At 62.3% G+C, this 15447-nt stretch carries 15 protein-coding genes; 6 read left to right on the forward strand and 9 right to left on the reverse strand.

What is annotated here, in order from left to right:
- Positions 1-140: 140 nt before the first annotated feature.
- Positions 141-1022 carry a nucleoside-specific channel-forming protein Tsx gene (locus tag ACSJLU_RS10305; RefSeq protein WP_004941293.1) on the forward strand — a complete coding sequence of 294 codons (882 nt, stop codon included), beginning with the start codon at positions 141-143 and terminating at the stop codon, positions 1020-1022.
- 52 nt (positions 1023-1074) lie between these two features.
- Here the strand turns inward: ACSJLU_RS10305 and ACSJLU_RS10310 are convergent, their stop codons facing one another.
- Positions 1075-1254: a hypothetical protein gene (locus tag ACSJLU_RS10310; protein WP_025302559.1), complete on the reverse strand. Its 180-nt coding sequence runs from the start codon at positions 1252-1254 to the stop codon at positions 1075-1077.
- A 442-nt stretch (positions 1255-1696) separates the two neighbouring features.
- On the opposite strand from ACSJLU_RS10310, the gene ACSJLU_RS10315 reads away from it, so the two are divergent.
- Both ACSJLU_RS10315 and ACSJLU_RS10320 read left to right on the forward strand, forming a co-directional pair.
- Positions 1697-2182 (forward strand): anti-virulence regulator CigR family protein, encoded by a 486-nt coding sequence (locus ACSJLU_RS10315; protein WP_025302560.1) that lies wholly within the window; start codon positions 1697-1699, stop codon positions 2180-2182.
- Positions 2183-2297: 115 nt separating this feature from the next.
- The gene (locus ACSJLU_RS10320) at positions 2298-2828 is read left to right on the forward strand and encodes a chorismate mutase (RefSeq protein ID WP_049204074.1); all 531 of its coding nucleotides are present in this window, start codon (positions 2298-2300) and stop codon (positions 2826-2828) included.
- 3 nt (positions 2829-2831) lie between these two features.
- Here the strand turns inward: ACSJLU_RS10320 and ACSJLU_RS10325 are convergent, their stop codons facing one another.
- From ACSJLU_RS10325 to hutC, 4 genes are all read right to left on the reverse strand, one after another.
- Positions 2832-4367, reverse strand: coding sequence for a serine hydrolase domain-containing protein (locus tag ACSJLU_RS10325; RefSeq protein ID WP_342096758.1), 1536 nt, complete (start codon positions 4365-4367; stop codon positions 2832-2834).
- A gap of 245 nt (positions 4368-4612) precedes the next feature.
- A complete protein-coding gene (gene hutG, locus ACSJLU_RS10330; RefSeq protein WP_380827364.1) occupies positions 4613-5419 on the reverse strand; it encodes an N-formylglutamate deformylase in 807 nt (268 codons plus the stop codon).
- The gene (hutI, locus tag ACSJLU_RS10335; protein ID WP_038877714.1) at positions 5416-6639 is read right to left on the reverse strand and encodes an imidazolonepropionase; all 1224 of its coding nucleotides are present in this window, start codon (positions 6637-6639) and stop codon (positions 5416-5418) included. Before hutI ends, hutG begins: the two co-directional genes overlap by 4 nt.
- A 157-nt stretch (positions 6640-6796) precedes the next feature.
- Positions 6797-7552: a histidine utilization repressor gene (gene hutC / locus ACSJLU_RS10340; protein WP_049204077.1), complete on the reverse strand. Its 756-nt coding sequence runs from the start codon at positions 7550-7552 to the stop codon at positions 6797-6799.
- A 180-nt stretch (positions 7553-7732) separates the two neighbouring features.
- Here hutC and ACSJLU_RS10345 point away from each other — a divergent pair, with 180 nt between their 5' ends.
- From ACSJLU_RS10345 to ACSJLU_RS10355, 3 genes are all read left to right on the forward strand, one after another.
- Positions 7733-9103, forward strand: a complete 1371-nt coding sequence (locus tag ACSJLU_RS10345; RefSeq protein ID WP_025302565.1) for a formimidoylglutamate deiminase — start codon at positions 7733-7735, stop codon at positions 9101-9103.
- Complete coding sequence (locus ACSJLU_RS10350) at positions 9103-9660, forward strand: HutD/Ves family protein (protein WP_025302566.1); 558 nt, start codon at positions 9103-9105, stop codon at positions 9658-9660. Before ACSJLU_RS10345 ends, ACSJLU_RS10350 begins: the two co-directional genes overlap by 1 nt.
- 69 nt (positions 9661-9729) lie before the next feature.
- Positions 9730-10731, forward strand: a complete 1002-nt coding sequence (locus ACSJLU_RS10355) for a LacI family DNA-binding transcriptional regulator (protein ID WP_167324257.1) — start codon at positions 9730-9732, stop codon at positions 10729-10731.
- A 41-nt stretch (positions 10732-10772) separates the two neighbouring features.
- Here the strand turns inward: ACSJLU_RS10355 and ACSJLU_RS10360 are convergent, their stop codons facing one another.
- From ACSJLU_RS10360 to ACSJLU_RS10375, 4 genes are all read right to left on the reverse strand, one after another.
- A complete protein-coding gene (locus tag ACSJLU_RS10360; protein ID WP_380827372.1) occupies positions 10773-12215 on the reverse strand; it encodes a glycoside hydrolase family 32 protein in 1443 nt (480 codons plus the stop codon).
- On the reverse strand, positions 12212-13471 hold the full coding sequence (locus ACSJLU_RS10365; protein WP_025302569.1) for an MFS transporter: 1260 nt from the start codon (positions 13469-13471) through the stop codon (positions 12212-12214). The genes ACSJLU_RS10360 and ACSJLU_RS10365 overlap by 4 nt, the downstream gene beginning before the upstream one ends.
- A 168-nt stretch (positions 13472-13639) precedes the next feature.
- On the reverse strand, positions 13640-14944 hold the full coding sequence (locus ACSJLU_RS10370; RefSeq protein ID WP_337146778.1) for an MFS transporter: 1305 nt from the start codon (positions 14942-14944) through the stop codon (positions 13640-13642).
- Positions 14945-15034: 90 nt separating this feature from the next.
- Positions 15035-15421 carry a GFA family protein gene (locus ACSJLU_RS10375; protein WP_025302571.1) on the reverse strand — a complete coding sequence of 129 codons (387 nt, stop codon included), beginning with the start codon at positions 15419-15421 and terminating at the stop codon, positions 15035-15037.
- Positions 15422-15447: the final 26 nt, after the last annotated feature.

Here is a 15447-nt window from a genome sequence, read left to right on the forward strand (position 1 = left end):
CACAGATTCTTACAGTCAGTGGTTTCTATAATGCGCGCGTCATCCGAGTTTCTGTGTGAAGACAACGCCAGGTGTCGGCAGACTCATTGTCATCTTTTCTAAACGGGCAGGAAATGGCCCTTTAAGCATGTGGTAATAAAATGAAAAAAATAGCTCTCGCAGCAGGTGTACTGCTCGCAGCGTCTTACAGTGCATCATCAATGGCTGATAGCAAAGACAGTCAATATGTCTCCGACTGGTGGCACCAGAGCGTTAACGTGGTGGGCAGCTACCACACCCGTTTCGGACCGCAGCTGAATAACGACGTGTATCTCGAATACGAAGCCTTCGCCAAGAAAGACTGGTTCGACTTCTACGGTTACGTTGACGTGCCGAAGTTCTTCGGCGTGGGCAATACCCCGGATCGCGGCATCTGGGACAAAGGCTCCCCGCTGTTTATGGAGATTGAACCGCGCTTCTCCATCGACAAGCTGACCGGCACCGATCTGAGCTTCGGTCCGTTCAAAGAGTGGTACTTCGCCAACAACTACATCTATGACCTGGGCCACAACGCCGACGGTCGTCAAAACACCTGGTACATGGGTCTGGGCACCGATATCGACACCGGCCTGCCGATGAGCCTGTCGATGAACATCTATGCCAAATACCAGTGGGAAAACTACCAGGCTGCCAACGAGAACAGCTGGGACGGTTACCGCTTCAAGGTGAAATACTTCGTGCCGCTGACCCAGGTGTGGGGCGGCAACCTGAGCTACATCGGCTTCACCAACTTCGACTTTGGTTCCGATCTGGGCAAGGACAGCCATTGGGTTGACGGCACCGGCAAACAGGTGCGCACCAGCAACTCTATCGCCTCCAGCCACATTTTGGCGCTGAACTACGATCACTGGCACTATTCTTTCGTGGCGCGTTATTTCCATAACGGCGGCCAGTGGCAGGATGGCGCGGATATCGGTACCCCGCAGGGCCCGATCAAGTCTACCGGTTGGGGTTATTACCTCGTGGTCGGCTATAACTTCTGATTTTCCGTGCTATCAGAAACAGAAAACCCCGCCTGGCGGGGTTTTTTTGTCATCACTGTGCTTGTTCAGCCGGGAGATGCTTCACCGGCATAAACAGCCTGCCTTTGATCACGTGACATTCATTATTTATCCAACTAATGATTTGTTCACGGCTGACGCCTTCCGACTGCGCGTAACGATGAAGATCGCCGTTAAAGTGTCGAGTGATGTATTCCATGAGGGTCATTTGCACGTCTTTTGCTCCTGAACGCCCACCCGTTGCCAGCCTGGCCACCGCGGGAGGTTGAGGTTTCTCAGACAGCGAATGTAAATTATCGGCAACCAAATCTCAACATAAAGCACCAGATTGGGGCGACGGCGGCGGGAAAAAGAATCCCGCACGGAGAGGCGGGAAGTGTTCGCTATTATCATTATGGATGATAAGAATAAGATTTGAGGTGCGACGAAAAAGAGCACGCTAACTCTTTTTTGTTACCTTCCCACGCTAGCGTAAGGCTTATTTTTCTTCAAGAAAAATCTGAGACAAGCATCGGCATTTTCGAGGCGTTTTGCGTTGAGACAAGGTTTGAAAGCGAATGCCGTAAAAGCGCGCCGTTATCTCGGAGTTTTCCTTATACTTTGTCTGGAAAAGGCTAGCTATAGTCAACAGAGTCACCCACGCAGGAATACACAACATGAACAAACGTCGTACGACTCTCACGGTGTTAGCGCTGATTGCATCGCTGGGGTTGTCATCCGCCCCGGCCTTGGCCGACAAAGGCGGCAATGGTAACGGCAACGGGAACGGCCATGGCAACAGCGGCAATAACGGTAACCATGGCAACAACGGTAATCACGGCAACAAAGGCAATAAAGATAAAGGCGGCTATAGGAACGACGATAATCTGGTCTCCGTCAGCCTTTCGCGCGACCGCGCCCGTTCGCTGGCGCACAACTACGGCCTGACAGGCTACAGCTCGCTGCCACCGGGCATCGCCAAGAATCTGGCTCGCGGTAAACCGCTTCCGCCGGGCATCGCCAAAAAAGTGGTGCCTTACTCGATGCTGCGTGAGTTGCCGCAGTACCCGGGTTATGAGTGGCGTATCGCCGGCGACGATCTGGTGCTGGTCGCACTCAGCACCGCGATTGTGGCCTCCGTCATCAACGGCGTGTTCGACTAACGCCGGTTGGATCTCATCGGGCCTCGCTGCGGCGGGGCCTTTTTTATTTGCCGGCGCAGGGCTGACGTGGTGAACTTGGCGCCTGACCTTTTCACTGCATCATAAGGGAGGCGCCATGTTCAGGGCGTTATTGATAGCCTGCTGTTTGACCAGTTTTCCAGCGTTGGCAGACGGCGCTGCCGCCATCGGCGAACTGGTGAACCAACGGCTGTCGTTGATGAAAGACGTTGCCGGTTACAAGGCGCAGCAGCATTTGCCGATCGAAGACCTGGCGCAGGAGGCGAAGGTGTTGGCCAGCGCGCAGGCGGAGGCGGGGCGTTTGGGGCTGGAGCCGGCGTCGGTGCGGCCTTTTATCGCCGCGCAGATGGACGCCGCCAAGGCGATTCAGTACCGCTATCGCGCCGACTGGCTGGCGAGCCCGGAGCCCGGCTGGCAGCCACGCCCGTTGGCGCAGGTGCGCCCACAGATCGCGCAGCTGAGCAGCCAGATATTGCAACGGCTGGCGGAGCGACTGCGTACCGGCCCGCTCGGCGAGGCGGATCAGGCGGCGTTTATGGCGTCTGTGGATCAGGTGAATCTCAGCGCCGCCGACAAGCGGCGGCTGGCGGATGCGCTGCTGGCGGTCAGAACCGGCAGCGCACGCTGAGCGTCAGTCGCGGCCGACGGTGCTGCGGCGGAAGGTCAGCATCCGGCTGCGGTTGGCGATGAGATCCACGTTGTAACCGCGGAAATAGAGGCAAAAGCGTTTCAACCATGGGCCGTCCTGGCACTCCACCAGCATGCGGCCCTGGCCGAGCGGGCTGAGCGTGCCGGTCTGCGCCGCCGGGCCGACGCCAATATGCACCCGATTGCCGCGAATTTCAAAGGCGGTGCGATAGTGCGGGTGATACCACAACCCCTGCACATGCTTCAGGCAGTCGCCGTTGGCCGTGACCGGCAGGAAACGGCGCGCCACATGCCCGACTTCGCCCTCGACCGCTTCGCCGGTCCACTTCAATTTAATTGGCATATGGGCGGACAGCGACACCGCGTAGCCGTCTTCGCCCTGATACAGCGGTTCATCGCTGCCCAGATAGGCCAGGTTGCCGTCTTTGACCTCCAGCCAGTGCGGCTCCGCCAGCGTGGCGTAGAGACCGTCGGGGATCGCCGTGCTGCGCTGCGGCAAAGGTTCGCCCAGCAGCGCTGCCATCACCTGCAAAGCCATCCCGAAACTGTCGCAGTCTTCGCGGTTGGCCACCAGCGCAACGCCGACCTGGCGATCGGGCGCCAGCAGGAAATAGGTTTTGTAACCGGCGTGGGAACCACCGTGGCCGAGCAAGCGGCGGCGGCCTAGCGGCGTCTGCGCCAGCCCCAGTCCATAGGCGCTGAGCTGACCCTGATTGAGGCGGCGCGGTGCGCCGAGTTGCGCCAGCACGCCCTGGCCGGGGCCCTGGTCGGCCAGCAGCGTTTGCAGCCAGCGGGTGAGGGCGTTGAGGCTGCCGGTCAGGCTGCCGGAGGCGGAAAGGTGCAGACCGGCGCTGGCGTGTTGCCAGCCCCGCGCCGCACGCCAGTAACCCGGCACCAACCCTGGCACCACGTCGAACCAGCTTTCCGGCGCCCGCATCTGCACCTGCAGCGGCTGGGCGATGTGCTGTTGCACCAGTTGGTCGAAATCATACCCTTTGCTGCGCAGCACGGCCTCCAGCAGCCGATAGCCGGTATTGCTGTAGGCGATCTCGCTGCCGGCTTCATAGTTCAATCTTTCCAGCCCCTCGACAAACTGCATCACCGGTTGCGCCTCGCTGACGGCATGCAGCGATATGCCCAGCAGACCGAGCGTCTCGCGCACGTCAGGCAGACCGCCGGTCATATCCAGCGCCTGGCCGACGGTAACGTCCGCCAACGCGGGCTGCAGGGTGGGCAGCAGTTCGCCCAGGCGTTGTTCGAGTCGAATGGCGCGATCGGTGGCGTTCAGCGCCAACGCGGCGAAGATGTGCTTGGTCACTGAGGCGTAGCGCACCACGCTGTCGGCGGTGAAGGGGGTATTCTGCGCCAGATCGGCCAAGCCGGCACTGGCGGTGGCGCGGAGTTGTTCGGCGTCAAACAGGGTGATGGCGCCGCCGGGTTCGCCACGCCGTTGCCAGCCGGCCAGCAATTGTTCGGCGAGGGCGCCGGCAGCGCGCCAGTTTAACGGTGTTACAGACATAGGGCCTCCAGAGTGATGGTTCGAAACGGGCCAGCTCGGCCACACGCCGCCCGGCGCTGACGATGAGCGCGGGCTTTTCGGCTGATTGTGGCGCAGCGCGTTTTTCGTCGGCCGCTGTTTTGTGCGCTGTTTAGACCAGTCAGTAGGGAATCACGCGAAACTTTGATACAGCGCGCAGATTGCGGCTGACGTTACGGTTAAGGACAGGGAGAGGAACAGGCGCCCGGCGGCGCCTGTAAAGGGGATCAGTTCAGTCTGGCGGCGCTGTCCAACAGGCCTTCAATCATCTGCTTGAGCAGGCGCTGCAGCGAGGCGGCGCGCTGCGGTTCGAACGCGAAAGGATACTGTTCGGACATGTAGTTGACCTGCGCCAGCTCGAGCTGGATCGCATGCTGCTGCTGCTGCTGCGGTTGGCCGTAGGCACGGGTGATGTAACCGCCCTTGAAGCGGCCGTTCAGCACGTGGGTGTACTGCTGTTGCTGCTCGCAGCAGGCGACCAGCCGATCGCTCAGCGCCTGGGCGCAGCTTTCACCGCCGTTGGTGCCGAGGTTGAGATCCGGCAGTTTGCCGTCGAACAGCCGCGGGATCACCGAGGCGATGGAGTGCGCGTCGAACAGCAGCGCATAGCCGTGCCGCGCTTTGAGGCGTGCCAACTCGTCCTGCAGCTGCTGATGATAAGGTTGCCAAATTTGCTGCAGATAGCCGGCGCGTTCTTCGTCCGTCGGCGCTTTGCCCGGCAGGAAGCTTGGGCGGCCGTCGAACAGCACATCGGGATACAGACCGGTGGTGGCGGTGGTGTACAGCGGCTTGTCGTCCGCCGGGCGATTCAGGTCGATGACGAAGCGCGAATAGTTGCCGACCAGTACGCTGGCGCCCATCGCCCGGGCGAAGTCGTACAGCTGTGGAATGTGCCAGTCGGTATCGGGCAGCGGGCGGGCATCGTCGGTCAGCCCGGCCTCGACCGCCGGCGTCAGTTGCGTGCCGGCGTGTGGGATGCTGATCAGCAGCGGCAGGCTGCCGGTCTGGAAGCTAAAAGGATCGCGAATGGTCATTGACGTACTTCTCCTCGGAAAATCACCGTACAGGGCAGCTGGCCGCCCAACCAATAAGCCAGTTCCGCCGGCCGCGACAGCGGCCAGTGAACAAAGTCCGCCACCTTGCCGGTTTCCAGCGTGCCGTGGCTGTGTTGCAGCCCCAGCGCTTTGGCAGCGTGGGTGGTAACGCCCGCCAGCGCTTCTTCCGGCGTCAGGCGGAACAGCGTGCAGGCCATGTTGATCATCAGACGCAGCGACAGCGCCGGCGACGTGCCAGGGTTGGCGTCGCTGGCGATCGCCATCGCCACGTGGTGCTTGCGGAACAGCTCTACCGGCGGGCACTGGGTTTCGCGCAGCAGGTAGTAGGCGCCCGGCAGCAGCACCGCCACGGTGCCGGCGTCGCCCATGGCGCGGGCATCTTGCTCGGTGGCGTATTCGAGATGGTCGGCGGAGAGCGCGTGATGGCGCGCCGCCAGCGTGCTGCCGCCGAGGGCGGAGAGTTGCTCGGCGTGCAGTTTGACCGGCAAACCGGCGGCTTCGGCGGCGGCGAAGACTCGCTCCACCTGCGCCGGTGAGAACGCCAGGTGTTCGCAGAAGGCGTCAACCGCATCCGCCAGGCCGGCGGCGGCGGCCTGAGGGATGATGGTATCGCAGACCAGATTGATGTAGTCGTCGGCGCGGTTTGCGTATTCCGGCGGCAGCGCATGGGCCGCCAGACAGGTGGTTTTCACCTCGACCGGCAGCAGCTCGCCCAACTTGCGCGCCACCCGCAGCATTTTCAGCTCGCTTTCCGGGCTGAGACCATAGCCGGATTTGATCTCCACGCAGGTGACGCCTTCCGCCAGCAGCGGACGCAGGCGGAACAGCGCCTGCTCCAGCAGCAGCGCTTCGTCGGCCTCGCGGGTGGCTTTCACGGTGGAGATAATGCCGCCGCCCTGCGCGGCGATGTCGGCATAGCTCACGCCGTTCAGCCGCTGTTCGAACTCGCCGCTGCGGTTGCCGCCGAACACCAGGTGCGTGTGGCAGTCAACAAAGCCGGGGGTGATGATGCCGCCGTCGAATTTCACCGTTTCGTCCGCGATCAGGCCGGGCGGCAGCGCCGCATGTTCGCCAATCCAGACGATCTTGCCGTCGCGTACGGCGATCGCGCCGTCGGTCAGGGTGTGATAGTTGCCGTCGCGCATGGTGACGATATCGGCGCCGTGCCACAGGCTGTCGCAGTGAATCTCAGACGTCATTGCTTTCCTCCGCCGGAGCCGCAGCTCCCACATGGTTGTATATACAATTAAAAACAACCTAACGCATTCACCGGGATGTCACAAGAGGCGGGAGAGATTTTGTTATCAGGATGTGATCGACCGCGGAGATGCGGGCGCAGGGCGCGCCCGCCGGGGATCAGACTTCGCTGGTGAAGCGGCCGAACAGTTGATAACGGCTGCCGGGGTACAGCAGCCGGGCCGAGGTCACCACGGTTTTGCCGGACCAGGTGCGGCGATGGATCAGCAGGCCGGGTTCGTGGTCCTCCAGCTGCAGCAGCTCGCGTTCGCGCCGGGTGGGGATCACCGCTTCGACGATGTGTTCGCCGGCGGTCAGCGGCGCGGCCTGCGTCAGATAGGCGTAGGGCGTGACGCGGTCGAAATCCTGCTTCAGGTAATCCGGCGCCACCAGCGGATTGACGCAGCGGTCTTCCACCTGCACCGGCACGTCGTTTTCGTAATGCACGATCTGGGAGTAGAACAGCCGTTGGCCGGGCTGGATGCCCAGCGCCGCCGCCTCTTCCTCGCTGGCCGGGCGGGCCTTCAGCTCGAGGATCTTGCTGCTGTGGCGATGACCGCGCGCGGCGATCTCATCGGCGATGTTGTGCACTTCCAGCAGCGCGGTGTGCGCCTTGGCTTCGGCGACGAAGGTGCCGACGCCCTGCATGCGAATCAAAAAACCTTCGCTGGTCAGCTCGCGCAGCGCGCGGTTGATGGTCATGCGGCTGACGCCCAGTTCCGCCACCAGTTCACTTTCGGAGGGCACGCGCTGGTGCGGTTGCCAGTGCCCCGCACGGATTTGATTCACGATCGCCTGTTTGACCCGTTGGTAGATCGGGGCGGGGGCATCGCTCATTGCAGCCGCCAGTTGTAACACGGTCTGTTGTTCAGCCACGACGTTAACCTCGTCAAATAAAAAAATAATAACACCAGTTTACTGTTGATGTCGGCGTATGTATATGTATATACAACTAGTGGCCGTCGCGCCAGAAACTTGCCGGCGACCGCCAAAAATTCCTGAAGACGCGCCATCGCCGCGCCTTATTCGCCGTTACATCAACCGTGGAATACTGCCATGCCTGCTTATTTTGCCCCACGCGCTTTGCTCCCTGAGGGCTGGGCGCATAACGTCCGGCTGGACGTCGATGCGCAAGGTTATCTGACTCAAGTTACCGCCAACGCTGAGCCGCAAGGCTGCATTCGGCTGCATGGCGATGCGGTGCCGGGCATGCCGAACCTGCACTCCCACGCCTTTCAGCGCGCGATGGCCGGGTTGGCGGAAGTGGCGGGCAACCCGCAGGACAGCTTCTGGACCTGGCGCGATCTGATGTACCGCCTGGTGCAGCGCCTGACGCCGGAGCAGGTGGAGGTAGTCGCCCGTCAACTGTATATCGAAATGCTCAAGGGCGGATATACCCAGGTGGCCGAATTCCACTACCTGCATCACGACGCCGACGGCAAGCCTTACGCCGATCGCGGTGAGATGACCGGCCGCCTCAGCGAGGCCGCGCATCAGGCCGGCATCGGCATGACTATGCTGCCAGTGCTGTACAGCTACGCCGGTTTTGGCGCCCAGCCGGCCCAGCCGGGGCAGAAACGGTTTATCCAGGATGCCGAAAGCTATCTGCATCAGCAGCAGGTGATTGCCCGTCAGCTGGCGGATCGCCCGTTGCAGAACCAGGGGCTGTGCTTCCACTCGCTGCGTGCGGTGGAGCTGGGGCAGATGCAGCAGATTTTGGCCGCGTCGGATCGCACCTTGCCGGTGCATATTCATATCGCCGAGCAGCAAAAAGAGGTGAACGACTGTCTGGCGTGGAGCGGACAGCGCCCGGTGGCCTGGCTGTATGACCACCTGCCGGTCGATCAGCGCTGGTGTCTGGTGCACGCCACCCATCTGGATCGCGACGAGCTGGAAGCGCTGGCGCGCAGCCGCGCGGTGGCCGGCCTGTGCCTGACCACCGAAGCCAACCTCGGCGACGGCATTTTCCCTGGCGACGCTTACCTGCAGCAGCAGGGGCGCTGGGGCATCGGTTCCGACAGCCACGTTTCGCTCAACGTGGTGGAAGAGCTGCGCTGGTTTGAATACGGCCAGCGGCTGCGCGATCAGCGTCGCAATCGCCTGACGACACCGGAACAGTCGGCGGTGGGCGATGTGCTGTACCTGCAGGCGCTGCAGGGCGGTGCGCAGGCGTGCGGCGCGCCGATCGGTCGGCTGCAGAGCGGCTATCGCGCCGACTGGCTGGTGCTGGACGGCGACGATCCGTATCTGGCGGCGGCGCCGGACGCCTCGATCCTCAATCGCTGGCTGTTCGCCGGCGGCAAGGAGCAAATTCGCGACGTGTTCGTCGGTGGCCGGCAGGTGATCGAGCAGGGGCGGCACGCGCTGCAACAGCAGAGCAGCGCAGAGTTCCTGCAGGTGCTGAAAACCTTTCAGCAGGAGGCGTAATGAGCCTGACCCGTTTTAACTTCGCCGCGCTGCCGGTCAGCCCGTGGCGCAACGGCGGTGGGGAAACCCGTGAAATCGTCAGCTGGCCGCCGGGCGAGCCGGATTTCGACTGGCGCGCCAGTATCGCCACCATCGCGCAGGACGGGCCGTTTTCCGCCTTTGCGGGCATCGATCGTTCGATAACGTTGCTGGAAGGCGACGGCGTGCGGCTGTTCAGCGCCGGGCATATCGACCATCAGTTGGCGCGTATCGGGGAGCCGTTCGCCTTTTCCGGCGACGTGGCGCTGGAAGCGACGCTGCTGGGTGGCGCCAGTCAGGATTTCAACATCATGACACGCCGCGGCCGGCAGGCGGCCGAGGTGCTGCGCAGCACGGTGCCCGTCACCCTGTCACCCAACCGGGCGGGCGTGCTGTATGTGCTGAGCGGCGTTTGGTCGCTGCCGGAGGGCGGAGAACTGCGGGCGCGCGAGGGTGTCTGGTGGACGGCGGCGGGCGGCGAAGTGGCGCCGCTGACGGCCGACGGCGCGATCCTGTGGGCGAACATCACAGCCTGCTAACGCAGAGTAGAGTCCTGCGCCCGGTTATGGGATTATTCACTTTTCCCCATTAATCATAAAGAAGGGCGCATGGCTTCGCTGAAAGACGTCGCAAAACTTGCCGGAGTCTCGTTGATGACGGTGTCCCGCGCCATCAATGAACCCGGCAAGCTGCGGCCGGAAACCTATCACCGCGTTAAACAGGCGATCGACCAGTTAGACTACGTGCCGGATCTGTCGGCGCGGCGTATTCGCGGTGACGGAACTCGCGTGCAGACGCTCGGCGTGCTGGCGCTGGACACCGCCACGACGCCGTTCTCGGTGGAAATGATCCTGTCGATTGAAAAAACCGCGCGTGAGCGCGGCTGGAACAGCTTCGTCGTCAACCTGTTTGCCGACGACAACGCCGAACAGACCGTCGATCTGCTGTTGGCGCATCGACCGGATGGGGTGATATTCACCACGATGGGGCTGCGTGAGGTGACGCTACCGGCCAAACTGCTGGACAAAAAGCTGGTGCTGGCCAACTGCGTCAGCCCGGCGCATGCGATCGCCAGCTACATTCCTGATGATGAGCAAGGGCAGTATGACGCCACGCGCACGCTGATCGCCAAAGGCTATCGCGCGCCATTGTGCATTCATTTACCGGCGGATACGCTGGCGGCGGGGCTGCGCCGCCGCGGTCTGGAACGCGCCTGGCGCGAAGCGGGGCGCGATGTTGAACAGCTGCGGCAGTATCATCTCGATCTGAGCGCCGGCGATCAAAGCTATCGCGACTGCGTCGCGTTGCTGGAGCGGCATTTCTCAGCAGAACGGCGCGATTGCGATGTCGTGGTGTGCGGAAACGATCGGATAGCGTTTCTGGTGTATCAGGTATTGCTGGCGCAAGGATGGCGGATACCTCAGCAGGTGGCGGTGCTGGGCTACGACAATATGGTCGGCACCGGTGAGCTGTTCCTGCCGGCATTGACGACGGTGCAGCTGCCGCATTACGAGTTGGGCCGCCTTGCGGCGCTGCATGTGATTGAGCGGCGGGAACAGCGTGATACGGTGAAAGTGCCTTGCCCGCTGTTGGAGCGTGGTTCGCTGTAGCCACACCGGGCGCGCCGCTGCGCGCCCGGCGCTCATTCCCATTACCCCCAGATGCTCGCCAACTGCCATCCCGTGATGGGCTCGAACTGCGCCCGGCCGCCTTCGGCGAACAGGCGGAGACGGCGATCGCCCGCCGTCGGATAGAAGCGGCTGGTCAGGCAGGCCTCTCCCTGATTCACGAAGATTTCCAGCGATGAGCGATCGATAAAGATCCGCAGCGACAGGATGTCACCCCCCGGCAGCGGCACACTGCGGCAGGTGCACAGGGCGGGGTTTTCATGAAAACGCTCCAGCACCAGTCGGTGCGCCTGATTGTCGACAAACAGGCGCGCCGCACTCCCGATAGCCAGCCCGTAACGCTCGGCGTCGTTGTCGGCCGGCCTCAACGTCAGGGTGAGTTCCTGCACGTCGTTCGTCAGCGGCAGATGCTGATTGGTCAGCGTCTGCGCCAAAAACGTGTGTGGCTCTCGGCGCAGCGCCGCCAGTTCACGCGCCGGGTTCATGCGGACGCTGCCGTCGGCGGCCAGCGTCAGTTCGCGCGGCAGCGTGAGGGCGCCGGCCCAGCGGTGCGCTTTGCTGGGCATCGGTGATTCCCACATATCCATCCAGGCAAACAGCAGCCGACGACCGTCGGCGGCGGTGAAGGTCTGCGGCGCATAGAAATCGTGGCCGGCATCCAGCTCACAGAAGGGCTGGGTCACCGTAAAGTCGCCGTCCGGCCGCCAGTGGCCGAGCAGATAGCCGCTCTGGAAGCGATTGCGATAGCGGTAGCCCTGCGCCGCCAACCCCTGCGGCGAAAACAGCAGCAGGTGTTGCTCCCCCAGCGGGAAGAAATCCGGGCATTCCCACATATAGCCCTGATGCGCCGTTTGCGCGCCGGCCAGCACCCGATCGAAGCGCCAGGCGCGCAGGTCGGCAGAGCGGTACAGGCGCACCTGGCCCAGGCCGTTTTCTTTGGCGCCGACCACCAGCCACCATTCGCCGTTTTCGCACCAGACTTTCGGATCGCGAAAATGCTGAATGCCGTCCGGCGGGGCCAGTACCGGCCCGTGTTTGATGAAGCGTATGCCGTCTTCGCTGGTGGCCAGACATTGCACTTCCCGCACCTGGCTGTCGTCACCGGGTTCGCCCAGCCACACGTGGCCGGTGTAAATCAGCGTCAGCACACCGTTGTCATCCACGGCGCAGCCGGAAAAGCAACCGTCTTTGTCATAGGGCGCATCGGGTGCCAGGGCGATGGGCTGATGCTGCCAGCGTATCAGGTCGCGGCTGGTCGCGTGCCCCCAGTGCATGGGGCCCCAGTGTTCGCTATAGGGGTGATGCTGGAAGAAGGCATGATAGACGCCGTCAATACAGATCAGGCCGTTGGGATCGTTGATCCAGCCGGCGGGCGGCGCGAGATGGAACTGCGGGTAGTAATCGTCTCGGCGCTCTGCACGCAGGGCTTCGACCGCATGGTCGGCTTGAGCTAAGGCAGTGTTCATTGGACAGACTCACTTGATTTAATGGCGGATTGAAAGGGGGCTACGCTGGCGGAACGTTCGCCGCGCAGCAGGAAACAGGAGACAAGCGTCGTGGCGGCGACCGCGCAGCCCATCAGCAGATAGGTGTCGGCAAAGCCGATGCGGTCATAACCGTAACCCGCCAGCGGCGACAGGAAGCTGGCCATCACCTGGGTGATGAACTGGAAGCCTACCAGGTACAGTGTGGAGGAGAGTCGGCTGTCAAAGCGGCTCGCGATGTATTTGAAGATAGCGATCAGCAGGATTGGCAATTCTACGGCGTGCAGCAGTTTCATGGCGGAGATCATCAGGGCGCCGCTGACTAAGCCGGAACCGAACATGCGCAGCGCCATCACGCCACCGGCCAGCAACAGCCCCTGTTTGGCGCCGATGCGGTTCACCAGCAGCGGCGCCAGGAACATGCCGCCGGCCTCGAGGAAGACCTGCAGCGAGTTGAGAAAACCGTACATCTCGTTGCCCTGTGCGCGAGAAGCGAACTGTGAAGCGAAGTAGACCGAAAATTGCTGATCGAAAACGTTGTATACGCTGATCCCCAGCACAAACACCACCAGTGCCCAGAAGCCGGGCATGCGCAGCAGCGCCAGCGCGTCCTGCAGCCGCAGGTTTTCCGGTTTGCCGAACGCCAGGCCGGCCATGGCGTTCGGCTTCAGCTCGCGTACCTGGCTGAGCAGCACCAGGAACACCACGGCGGCGGCGGAGGCCAGCCAGAAATTGATGTTCGGATTGATATTGAAGATAAAACCGGCCACAAAGGTGGCGCTGGCCCAGCCGAGCGAGCCCCACATGCGGGCGCGGCCGAATTCGAAACCGCTGATGCGGCTGACTCGCTCGGTATAAGATTCCAGCGCGCCGATACCGGCGAAGAAGGTCGCGCCGATGAACACCCCGCCGACCAAAGCGCCGAGCGGCAGGCTGCTCGCCAGCAGCGGGGCGTAAACGTAGATAAAGAACGGGCCGGTCAGCAGCAGCATCACGCCGAGAAACTGCAGCAGGTGTTTGCGCAGCCCAAGTTTATCCTGAATAAACCCGTACAGCGGCTGGGCGCACAGCGCCACCAACGAGATAGCGGAGAAGATCAGGCCGGTCTCGGCGCCTTTCAGGCCGATCTTCTGATTCAGCCACAGCGAGATCAGCGAAAAGCTGGAAGACCAGGTGAAGAAAAAGAAGAACAGCAGGCCGCTGAGCAGCACGTAATATTTTTTAGTTTCGCGGTTCATGGGTAGGGCCCCGGTGAGTGAAGTTAGCTCTATTGTTAACGTTAACTCGCAAGGGGATGAAGCGGCCAGATATCACGCATGAGATGTTAATCACAAAAGTTAACGTTAACATTTTTGCCTTGTGATCGAGGTCACGAGTTGGCAAGGGGGCGATGTGCCCCCGGAGGATTAACGTTCGTTAAGCGAGCGCAGATGATCGTCGCGGCGCAGCGTCATCAGCGCAAACAGGCTGACCACCGAGGTGGCGACCACGTAGTAGGCGGGAATGTCGATATTGCCGGTCTGTTTGATGAGGCCGGTGATAATCAGCCCGGCCGAGCCGGAAAACACCGCATTGGACAGCGAGTAAGCCAGCCCCAAACCGGTATAGCGCACCCGGGTCGGGAACATCTCCGCCAGCATCGCCGGGCCGGGGCCGGCCAGCAGGCCGACTACGGCGCCGGCGACCATCACTGCCAGCCCTTTGACCCACAGTGAACTCTGCGCATCCTGCAACAGGTGCAGCAGCGGGAAGGTGAACAGGATCACCGCCGCCACCGCCGTCAGCATCACCGTTTTACGCCCCAGTTTGTCGCTGATGATGCCCGCCGGCAGAATGGTCAGGGCGAAGCCGACGTTGGCCAGCACCGTCGCCACCAGCGCCTGCTGGAAAGTGGCGTGCAACGAGGTTTGCAAATAGGAAGGCATCACCACCAGGAAGGTATAGCCGGCGGCCGACCAGCCCATCATACGGCCGATGCCGATCAATATGGTTTTCGCCACGCCGCCCAAGCTCGCCTCCTGCGGTGCGGCGCTGTGTTCCGCGGCCTGTTGCGCCTGGGTAAACGTGGGCGTCTCTTCGAGCTTGAGCCGCAGCCACAGCGCCACAGCGCCCATCGGCAGCGCCAGCAGGAAGGGAATGCGCCAGCCCCAGTCATGCAGCTGCTGCACGCTGAGCAGCGCGGCCAGCAGCGCCACCAGCCCGGCCCCGGCCAGCAGGCCGAGCGCGACGGTCAACGATTGCCAGGCGCCGAACAGCCCGCGTTTGCCCTTCGGGGCGAATTCGGTCATCAGTGATACGGCGCCGCCGAATTCGCCGCCGGCGAACAGCCCCTGAAACATGCGCAGCAGCGTCAGCAGCAGCGGGGCGGCGACGCCGATCGAGGCATAGGTCGGCATGACGCCGATCAGTGCGGTGGCCAGCGTCATCAACAACAGAACCGCAATCAGCGTCGGGCGACGGCCGATGCGATCGCCGATGCGGCCGAAGATCACCGCGCCGATCGGCCGGCAGAAAAACGCCAGCGCGAAGGCGGCGTAGGTGAGGATCAGGCTGGTGACTTCATTTTCACCCTGCAGCGTGAAAAAATTGGCGGCGATGACGGTAGCCAGGAACCCGTACACCCCGAACTCATACCATTCGATAAAGTTGCCAACCGAGCCGGCCAGCAACGCCTGACGCGAACGGCGCGCGTCGAGAGTCTGTTGATTCATCCCCGTTCCCATACATTTGAATTATTGTTCGTCAGTTCTAAATTTATACGACAAAACAATCAATTGATTTCAGCGGGAACTGTGAGGCGCTCAGCGCATGCCGTCGATATGCCACCATTCGGGGCAAACATCGGCGAACGCGTGCGAGACCGGGCGCAGCTCCGGCAGATCGGCCCGATCGAAGCTGCCGGTGCTCAACGCCACCGTCGGCTCGTCGTCGATCGCCCCCAGCGTGCTGCCGCAGCGCGGGCAAAAGGCGCGGCTGGAATAGGGGGAAGAGCGGTAGAGCGTGGGCATGCCGCCCGGGCCGTTCCACTCGACGGCCTGACGCGGAAATTCGACCCAGCAGAGCGTCGGTGCACCGGAGTGGCGCCGGCAAAATTCGCAGGAACAGCTGTGTGGGTTACCGGGCAGGCCGTGCACCTGAAAGCGAATATGTCCGCACAGGCAGCCGCCGCTATAGCCTGGATTTTCCATGTGTTCTCCGTCATAAACGCGGGAAT

This window comes from Serratia bockelmannii, from assembly GCF_051803255.1.
In the GTDB taxonomy this organism is placed as follows: Bacteria; Pseudomonadota; Gammaproteobacteria; order Enterobacterales; family Enterobacteriaceae; genus Serratia; species Serratia bockelmannii.

Excerpts from the sequence above, each read along its gene's own strand:
- ACSJLU_RS10320 (WP_049204074.1), top strand. The coding sequence starts at position 2,298 with ATGTTCAGGGCGTTATTGATAGCCTGCTGTTTGACCAGTTTTCCAGCG.
- ACSJLU_RS10305 (WP_004941293.1), top strand. The coding sequence starts at position 141 with ATGAAAAAAATAGCTCTCGCAGCAGGTGTACTGCTCGCAGCGTCTTAC.
- ACSJLU_RS10315 (WP_025302560.1), top strand. The coding sequence starts at position 1,697 with ATGAACAAACGTCGTACGACTCTCACGGTGTTAGCGCTGATTGCATCG.
- ACSJLU_RS10350 (WP_025302566.1), top strand. The coding sequence starts at position 9,103 with ATGAGCCTGACCCGTTTTAACTTCGCCGCGCTGCCGGTCAGCCCGTGG.
- ACSJLU_RS10355 (WP_167324257.1), top strand. The coding sequence starts at position 9,730 with ATGGCTTCGCTGAAAGACGTCGCAAAACTTGCCGGAGTCTCGTTGATG.
- ACSJLU_RS10370 (WP_337146778.1), bottom strand. The coding sequence starts at position 14,944 with ATGAATCAACAGACTCTCGACGCGCGCCGTTCGCGTCAGGCGTTGCTG.
- ACSJLU_RS10365 (WP_025302569.1), bottom strand. The coding sequence starts at position 13,471 with ATGAACCGCGAAACTAAAAAATATTACGTGCTGCTCAGCGGCCTGCTG.
- ACSJLU_RS10375 (WP_025302571.1), bottom strand. The coding sequence starts at position 15,421 with ATGGAAAATCCAGGCTATAGCGGCGGCTGCCTGTGCGGACATATTCGC.
- hutG (WP_380827364.1), bottom strand. The coding sequence starts at position 5,419 with ATGACCATTCGCGATCCTTTTAGCTTCCAGACCGGCAGCCTGCCGCTG.
- ACSJLU_RS10345 (WP_025302565.1), top strand. The coding sequence starts at position 7,733 with ATGCCTGCTTATTTTGCCCCACGCGCTTTGCTCCCTGAGGGCTGGGCG.
- ACSJLU_RS10325 (WP_342096758.1), bottom strand. The coding sequence starts at position 4,367 with ATGTCTGTAACACCGTTAAACTGGCGCGCTGCCGGCGCCCTCGCCGAA.
- hutI (WP_038877714.1), bottom strand. The coding sequence starts at position 6,639 with ATGACGTCTGAGATTCACTGCGACAGCCTGTGGCACGGCGCCGATATC.
- ACSJLU_RS10360 (WP_380827372.1), bottom strand. The coding sequence starts at position 12,215 with ATGAACACTGCCTTAGCTCAAGCCGACCATGCGGTCGAAGCCCTGCGT.